A 9,321-nucleotide genomic window follows, 5' to 3' on the forward strand; every position below is an offset into this window, starting at 1 on the left:
AACTTATAAACTTACAAACTTACAAACTCATAGACTTACAAACTTACAAACTCATAAACTTACAAACTCATAAACTTACAAACTTACAAACTCATCAATATCAATGCCGATTGCGGGTCGACAGAGACTTTTCCGCCACTCATTTTACCCATCCCATCGAGGTTAACCACGCCATCGCACACCATAACGCGGTATTCGCCTTGTGGAATATCCACCACTTGTGCCTCGCGATTAGCGTTAAGCAGCACCACGATGTCTTTTGCAGCATCGCCACCAGCGTGGTCTTTCAGTCGGAAAGCCACCATTTTGGCAGGCGCGTCGATAAATTCGAGATGCTTACGCACCAGTTCGGCATTACCCAAACGAAACGCCGGATGCGCCTTACGCAGGGCAATAAGCCCCTTGTAGTAGGCAAACACCTTGGGAAAACGTTCGAGATTGGTCCAGTTAAGCTCGTTAATTGAGTCGGGCGAACAAAAACTATTGTGCACACCCTTCTTGTCGCGCAGCATCTCTTCGCCACTAAGCATAAACGGAACACCTTGAGATGTAAACACAAACGTTTGCGCCAAGAGGTCGAGTTTTATCAGTTCGGCAGTGGTTATGCCAGGTATCGAGTTGCGTATGCGGTCGGTTAAGCACATATCGTCGTGACAGCTAACATAGCTAATCATTTGTGTTGGCTGGTTGGCCCATGGCTTTTTGCTATAGTTTACTTGGCTCATGTCTACCTGGGGATGAGCAATAGCGCCAACGATACCAAATTTAAGGCTCTCTTCATGACCGTCGAGTGCGGCCAAGAAAGCAGGCTTATGGTCGTCTGAGAATGGTCCGCGCAGTGCATCGCGCATCTCATCGCTAAACGCTCCTATGCCAGGCATCTGCTCGGTATGGGCTTTCATGGCCAGCTTTTCTTGTGGGTAGGCACATGCGCCAGCACTCCATCCCTCACCATATATATATATGGAGGGGTCTATTTTTTGCATTTCGGCCTGAATAAGGTTCATTGTTTCAATGTCGTGAACGCCCATTAGGTCAACGCGAAAGCCGTCGATGTGGTACTCCTTCACCCAATGTCTCATCGACTCTATCATAAATTGTCGCATCAAAGGTTGCTCGCTAGCCGTTTCGTTGCCACAACCCGACCCATCTGAATACGTTCCATCGGTGCGTTTACGATAGAAATAGTTGGGCCAGGTGCGTTGGAATGCACTACCCGAGAGGTCGTAGGTGTGGTTGTAAACCACGTCGAGAATAACGCGAATGCCGGCCTTGTGAAGTGCTTGCACCATCTGTTTAAACTCGCGTATGCGCATATCGGGGCGATAAGGGTCGGTGCTGTACGAACCTTCGGGCACGTTATAGTTCAGCGGGTCGTATCCCCAATTATACTGTGGTTTGTGCAATTGCGTCTCGTCTATCGAGGCATAGTCGAACGAAGGCAGAATGTGCACTGCGTTAATGCCCAGTTGTTGCAAGTGCTTGATGGCTTTATCTTCGGTGAGAGCAAGAAATTTGCCTTTGTTTTTGATGCCCGACGAGGGATGAACGGAGAAGTCGCGATGGTGAAGTTCGTAGATAACGAGGTCGGCAGGCGAAGCCAAAGGCGGGCGTTTATCGGCCTCCCATCCCTTGGGGTTGGTCTCTTCGAGGTTGATAATGGCCCCTCTTCTTCCATTTACACCCACGGCCTTAGCAAAGATTCCAGGCGTTTCGCCACGGTTAAAGGCAGGAATATCGAAGGTGTAGAAACGACCTTTGAAGTCGCCTTTAGCCGTTGCGGTCCACTGGTTGTTGCCATTGAATTTCATTTTCAACGTCTTGACTGGCTTACCGTCTAGTGCGTCGGCATAAATCTTTACCAAAACACGCTTTGCATTTGCAGGCGCATGTAGTTTAAACACCGTTTCGTTCGGCGAATAAGTCATCTCGTTCATGTCTTGCGCGCTTGTCTCAAGCCCTTGGGCACAAACAAACAAGGCAGCCATGATAAATCCTTTTATGTTCATATTGTTATTGAATTTTTGAGTTTATGAGGATTTGAATTCGTGAGTTAATGAGGTTTTTGAGATAGTGGGTTGGTGAGTTTACGCGTTAATGCGTTTATGCTTAGGTGAGTTTACGCGGTTATGAGTTGATAAGTTAGTAGGCGCAGTCACCTTTTTACCTTTTCCCCCTTTCACTTTTTCACCTTTTTTACTTTTTCACCTCGTTCTAACGGCTTAATCGAAATAGCAAATCCGCCCCCTTTAACAGCCCGTATGCGCAAGTTAGAACGATGCGTAACCGTGCGTTGTTCAATCACATAATTAGCCGTAAACTTGTCGATATCTGCCTTCGCACCATCTTTATAGATGGTAGCCACGTATTTTTTGCCAGGCTCTAAAAAGCTAAGCGACACGTTAGTCATATGGGCATGCAAGCCAGCCACACAGCCAACAAACCAGTTGGGGCTACCTTTAGCCTTGCGTGCAACGGTGATATACTCGCCTGGTTCGGCCTCCAGGTAGTGTGAGTCGTCCCAATCTACGGCCACATCCTTAATAAATTGGAAAGCGTCGAGATGCTTTTCGTAGTTTTCGGGCAAGTCGGCAGCCATCTGCAGTGGACTATATAGCACCACGTAGAGCGCCAACTGATTGCACAATGTGGCGCGCATGCGACACTTGTTGTTGGGGTTAACCTTCGAGATGTCGGTTTCGAAGATGCCAGGCGTATAGTCCATCGGCCCGCCCATCAATCTAGTGAAGGGCAATATCGCAACGTGCCCTGGGCTACAACCCTCCATGGCGTGAAATTCTGTGCCTCGTGCCGACTCGTTTCCAATCATATTGGGGTAAGTGCGACACAAGCCTGTGGGCCGAACAGCCTCGTGGGTATTCACCATGATGCGGTGTTTGGCGGCCTCTTTGATGCAATGCAGATAATGTTCCACCATCCATTGGTCGAAATGATGCCCACCATTAGGGAAGATGTCGCCCACATATCCGCTCTTAACCACGTCTATGCCATGGCGGTTCATCAGTTTGTAGGCATCATCCAGTTGCCGTTCGTAGTTTAACACGCTGCTCGATGTTTCGTGGTGCATCATCAATTTCACACCACGTTCTTGTGCATAAGCCTGCAAACGCTGCAAAGGATAGTCGGGATAAGCCTGTGTAAAACTGTAATTGTGCAGCTTTCGCCAATTGTCTTCCCAACCTTCGTTCCATCCCTCAACCAGCACTTGCGAAAAGCCATGCCGTGCAGCAAAGTCGATATAACGCTTAACATTGGTGCTATCGGCTCCATGTCGGCCCGTAGGCTTAAGCTTGGCGAAGTTGGTTTGGCCTAAAACAACAGGCTGATAGTCGGCATAGCTCCACGTACTCTTACCAGTAATCATCTCCCACCACACGCCAATGTATTTCACTGGGTGAATCCACGATGTGTCTTCCAGCTTGCAAGGCTCGTTTAGGTTAAGCGTCAGCTTCGAGTCGAGCAGCGTTCGCGGGTCGTTGCTCACCATAATGGTTCGCCAGGGCGTGTTAAATGGGCAGCGTATACAAGCTTTTTGCCCCAGTGCATCGGGCGTTAGGCACGATTCAAACACCATTGTTGTATCGTTCAGCACAAGGTGCATGGCCGAATAGTTCACCAAAGCAGCCTCGTGTATGTTGATGTATAGGCCGGCATCGGTTTTCATCAGCAAAGCCGTTTGCACCGCGGTAGGTCCAATGGGGCTTTGCGTAGCGTTTGGCGTAACGGCCTTGGGCATGCGTTGGCGAATTTCCGAGAGACGCGTTATTTGGTAATCGTATTCGTTGGTGTCGTAGTCGCCCGCTATCCAGTAGGCCTGGTGGTTGCCAGGCATGGCAAATTGGGTGCGCTCTTCTTTCACAATTACGTTGTCGAGTTGTGGCTGTCGGGGTAGTTCGTAACGAAATCCCACACCTTCATCGTAGAGACGAAAGCGCACCACCATGTCTCGACAAGCTGCAGTGCGTTCTTTAAAGCGCACAGCCAGTTCGTTATAACGATTACGTATGGCCGATTTCTCGCCCCAAACAGGTTTCCAAGTCTCATCAAACGACGACGAGTCCACACTGGCTACTTCAAAATTGGTGAGCAAACTGGGGAAGTTGGCCAGCTCTAGCCCCAGATGCGAGGGGTTCACCACTGGCTCATCGCCATAAAACAATTCGTAGGTGGGCTGCCCCTTGCTTACGTATGCCCTTAAAGTAAGCTGCCCGTTGGGCGAGGAAATGGTTTGCGCCGCCATTGCTAGCGGAGCAAACCACAAAATCGTAAGCCATCTAAACCAGGGCATAGACTTATCTGCCGCTTTGTTGAACCATATCCTTAACAGCTGCACAGAAAGGTGCATTGGCCATGAGGTCTTCGATGTTGATGTGCATGCGATAGCGCCAGTAGTGTCGCGGATTGGCTGGTATATTGATGCGTTCGGCGTCGGCATCGGGTAAACGCAGGTCTTCATCAATAGCAAGCCAGTCTTGTATGCTCAGTATGCACAGCATTGAGGGCGAGAGAAGCTGGCGCAAAATAATCTCGCGAGCGAGTAAGCCCGTGAGCGGATGTGGCGCCGGACCGCCCTTATAGAGCATCGTGTTGTAGTATTCTTGCGTTCGTTCCCAGTTCTCGTCCCACCACTGGCGCAGCGTTGGCATGTCGTGACTGCTAAATGTGTTTACCGATCGATAGGGGAATGCCGAGAGATGGCCAAAGCGCACACGGGGGTCTTTGGGCATCGACTGCACTTCGAGCGAGAGAATGCGTAGTTCGTTCATTACCCACGCCACGCAGTCGGGCACCATTCCAAGGTCTTCGGCGCATACAAGCATGCCTGTAGCCTCAACCAGTTTGGGCAGTTTCTTCATCGCCTCGTGATACCAGAACTGGTTGTTGCGACGATAATAGTAGTCGTTGTATATGCGGTTAAACACGGCTTTGTCTTTATCCCATAGGGCTTCGTACACAAAATCGTGCTGCACAGAGATGCGAGGATGGAACTTAGAGGGGTCTTTGCGGTCGCGAACAAACAGCACATCGGTTACCAAGGCAAAGAGTCCGTCGCGCAACCATTGGTTGGGCTCATCGGTCTTACCCTCAAAAGCCTGTTCTATCTTACGTTGCGTGTCGTATTCGGGACGCAATTCCCAAATGTCATCGTGCAGCGGTTGCAGATAATTGGCCTTCACTTGGTTGGCGTTTTCGCCAAAAATGCGGTCGAGTACCCAGTCGCTAATAAAAGGACGCGTAAACGCTTCCTCGTTAAAAGGCAGGCCATAGGCTTCTATCTCCTCGCGCGTCATACCCAGCGAGGGCGAGAATTGGCCCAAAAGGCCATCTACACACGACACGGGAATTTCCCAAATGCGGAAGAAACCCAGCACGTGGTCGATGCGATAAGCATCAAAAAACTTCGCCATGTTTTGGAAACGACGCACCCACCAGGCGCAATCGTCGCGCAACATCTCGTCCCAGTTGTAGGTTGGGAAACCCCAGTTCTGACCTTTAACCGAGAAATCGTCGGGCGGAGCACCAGCTTGGCCATTAAGATTGAAGTAATGTGGTTCTGTCCACACGTCGCAACCATTTCTATTCACGCCAATAGGAATGTCGCCTTTTAGTATCACACCCTTAGCGCGAGCATATTCGTGAACTTGGCGCATCTGGGTGTAAAGCAAATACTGAACGAAGTAATGGAAAGCCACCTCCTTATAGGCCTTTGTCGTAGGCGTAGAGAGGGCTTTGCGTTCGGCCTCGTCCCAAGTGTTGTGGTCGGGCCATTGCGCAAAGTTGGCAGTGCCATGCAAATCGCGAAGATGGCAATACTGAGCGTAGGGCACAAGCCAGCGAGCTTCTTCCTCAAAGAACGTTTTAAATTCGCTTGCCTTCATCATCTCCTTACCTTCTTGTTCGAAGAGCAACTTGAGATACTCTGTTTTGGCGTTGTTTACACGTTCGTAGTCAATCTGTGGCAGTGCATTTAGTTCTTGTCTCAATGTCTCGAATGCCTTACGCTCGTCTTCGTTCTTAAGTAAGGGCAGTGCATTGAGGTCTACATACTGCGGATGAAGGGCAAAAATGCTAATGCAGCTATATGGATAAGAGTCGGTCCAGGTGTGCGTTGTGGTGCTATCGTTGATGGGCAGCACCTGCAGCACGCGCTGATTGGTATGCACCACAAAATCTATCATGGTTTTAAGGTCGCCAAAATCGCCCACGCCAAAGCTGCGTTTGGTGCGCAACGAGAACACGGGCACAAGCGTACCAGCAAAGCGTTCGTCCCAAAATTCGAAGAAGGCTTGTTGTAAATGGTACACGCATACCTCGTTTTTGTGGATTTGAGGCAACTGCAATTCGCGGTTATACCCCGTCTCCCACATTGGCGCCACGCGGTTGTTGGCATCAATGGCCACCACCTTCACCGCCACTTGTTGACCTTTTAGTTCGTCAAGATTAAGGTCGATGGCCCACTCGCAATCGTTTATCTCGGTCATGGGCAGCGCACGGCCCAACGACCAAGCCCCAAGGGCGATGTCGTCGCCAACCAAAACCAAACGTTGTGAAGCTCTTAGTTGCGGAGCGCGCACCACAAGGCGCAGCGTGCGTTCGTAGTCAGAAGCAGGAAGGGGTTGCACTTCGCGGTGTTTAAGGCATTTTGTAAAAGCCGAAGTATATTGATAGGCATCATCGGGGATGGCATTCCATTGGTCGTACACGTGGTAGGCGTTGGCCTTCAGCGCCCCAATAGCCAGTCGGTGAGGTTGCAACGTCCACTCTTGGCGTTTGGTGGTGCCTGCACTATCCACACTGTAGAAATATTGTACGGCACTTTGACAAGTGTCGGGCAATTTATTAATGCAGCAACTCCAGTGCAAACCATCGGTAGTACTCATTCGGTATTGCGTTGTTAGGCATTCACCGTTGTTGTTATTCGTTACAATGTTCAGCACCAATTCTTCTCCGAAGATGGTCTGGTAATCAATGTTAAAATATAAATTCATAGACTCAGGGGTTAGTAAACTAGGCGTAAAGTTAGGCATTATTCATAAGAGGTTTGCGCTTGTGAGGTGGAAATGTTGGTGTTTATTATGCAAACGATTGCGCGGGTGCAAACTAAAGGCTAATTTACAAGTTCTCAACAGACTATCGGTTGTTGTATTTAATGCATGCAGACAATTATAATTAGTGCTGCAAATCACATTTCCTGCAGCTGTTTAAATTACACTATAACTCTTTCTCTTACCAATCAAAGGGGCATTTAAGAGCCAAAGCATTCAACAAGCCGCAGCATACAACACTGTTTGTGGCCATACCAAACACTACAAGGTGCTTGTAGTGGTATAACAGACGTACATTTTTTTGCTTGCCGTTGCCATTCGTGCGCATACAACGTAATTGTGTTTTGTCTAGTTTTTGGTAAGGATTTTAACATTATGAGTGCCACTTCTGTTCACCAATCGTCCACCTTGCCGCAAATAATCGATTCTCGCGAAGGTTTGTTTGATGTAAAAAAGGGTGGCATGTGAATGTTGGTAAAATGAATTTTTATTTGAAGGGGTAGCCTTTTACACCATTTTCGGGGCTATTTGTTGCTAAATACAATGCGTTTTGCTGCTAAATACAATGCGTTTTGGTGCTAAATGGCGTGCGTTTTGGTGCTAAATGCAATGCGTTTTGGTGCTAAACGCAAGGTGAAATGATGCTAAATTCGAAGCGGTTTGGCATAATTATCCATAGTAATTGTATAAACAAAACCTTTTATAGTTATGAAAAACAAAGCTGAAAGGGGAAAAATAACCATAAAAAGTAGAGTTCTAGGGGCTAAAAGTGAGAAATTGGACTTGAGAAAATACGGGGTGGCAACTAAACTAGAAAGGTAAAATGGTGCAAAATGCAGGAGATGGTCTTAAAAACTGACAAACTTTAAGGTGTGAAAGGAAAGAAAAAGAGTTATTTTACCGACTTTTTAACCAATATTTTCGCTAGAATTGAGCGAAAATAAGAATGAAAATGTAAAATAAAAACAATAATTTAAGGTTTTGGGTGTTTGAGTTTTTAGTTGATGAACTTGCTAGTTAGTGGGTTGGTGGGTTTGTTACTTCTGGAGTTGTAGGAGGTAGTGATTTTATAAGCCAGTGAGATGACTTGTACTACACTCCGCACACTTTGCAGAAGTACTAAAAGTCAAAACGACTTTGATGTGAGTTGAGAGAATTTGAGTGAATATAACAACCCAAATACAAGAAATCTAGAAACATTGTGGTGTAATGATCGATTTGGGTTAAATATTCAGCTCTAGCATTTAGCCTATATAGGGGTTGTGTAAAGATGGCCGTAACGGCCTTTACATGAGAAGCCACCATTCCCCATTAAAACGTTTGCGTGGGCGTGTATGTCACACCCACGCAAGGTATTGTTTCGTTTTTATACATATGGCGCACTATCTCGCTTTACTTTTTGCGCCAATATGTATCAAACATGTTGGCTTTACTTCTCACTCGATGTCTTTCGTTCGGGTAAATAGAAGTGCTCCCAAGACACATCCTTTACCTTTGCGTCAAGACACTTACGTACAATGGCCTCCATCCATGCAGGCCCAGCAGGTCTGACAGAATCCCAAAAGGCACTAGAATCCCAACGAACGTCTAAGATTATGCGTATGATATAAACCTCCTTATCCTTCATCGCTTGCTGAACGGGCTTGTTGAATAAGGATAGTCCATATACCCATGTTTTGCCTTTATATTCAGCCCACGGGCTGGTCTTCTCTGTCCCAATGTTCCTTATCTTAAAGGCACTGCCCCTTATAACATCAAATAGTTTCTTGGCGGGTTGGCCAACAAATTCGCTTCTCCGTGCATCAAGGGTAGGCAAGAAAGCTTCGATAGCTTTGTTTTCTCGTTCTTGCTCTTCAGCGGTTGGCGCATTTTGAGCATACATGGCGATGCTAAACAGCATTGCAGCCATCAATGTAAATAACTTTTTCATTGTTTCAATAATTTATCTAGCTCATTTGCATCATACGTTGTACGTCTGCATGCTGTCTATATAGCAATGGCATGCAAGCCTTCTAATGGCCTTGCGCGGGTACGTATGCCACACCCACGCAAGGTGTTGTTTCGTTTTTTTACATATGGCGTACTATCTCGCTTTACTTTTTGCGCCAATATGTATTAAACGAGTTAGCCTTACTTGTCACTAAATGTCTTACGTTCGGGTATATAGAAGTGTTCCCAAGAAACATCCTTCACTTTTGCGTCAAGACATTTACGTACAATGGCCTCCATCCATGCAGGCCCAGCAGGTCTGATA

4 protein-coding genes are annotated in these 9,321 nt (G+C 47.4%); all 4 read right to left on the reverse strand.

Annotation, left to right across the window (positions count from 1 at the left end; translation table 11 throughout):
* Positions 1-83 precede the first annotated feature (83 nt).
* Positions 84-2,009, reverse strand: a complete 1,926-nt coding sequence (pulA, locus tag QME03_RS05830) for a type I pullulanase (RefSeq protein WP_281723766.1) — start codon at positions 2,007-2,009, stop codon at positions 84-86.
* 170 nt (positions 2,010-2,179) lie between these two features.
* A complete protein-coding gene (locus QME03_RS05835; protein WP_281723767.1) occupies positions 2,180-4,309 on the reverse strand; it encodes a glycoside hydrolase family 97 protein in 2,130 nt (709 codons plus the stop codon).
* A 4-nt stretch (positions 4,310-4,313) separates the two neighbouring features.
* A complete protein-coding gene (locus tag QME03_RS05840; RefSeq protein WP_281723768.1) occupies positions 4,314-7,010 on the reverse strand; it encodes a 4-alpha-glucanotransferase in 2,697 nt (898 codons plus the stop codon).
* 1,486 nt (positions 7,011-8,496) lie between these two features.
* Positions 8,497-8,997 carry a hypothetical protein gene (locus QME03_RS05845; protein WP_281723769.1) on the reverse strand — a complete coding sequence of 167 codons (501 nt, stop codon included), beginning with the start codon at positions 8,995-8,997 and terminating at the stop codon, positions 8,497-8,499.
* Positions 8,998-9,321 lie beyond the last annotated feature (324 nt).

This window comes from Hoylesella shahii, assembly GCF_937990675.1.
GTDB lineage: Bacteria > Bacteroidota > Bacteroidia > Bacteroidales > Bacteroidaceae > Prevotella > Prevotella shahii.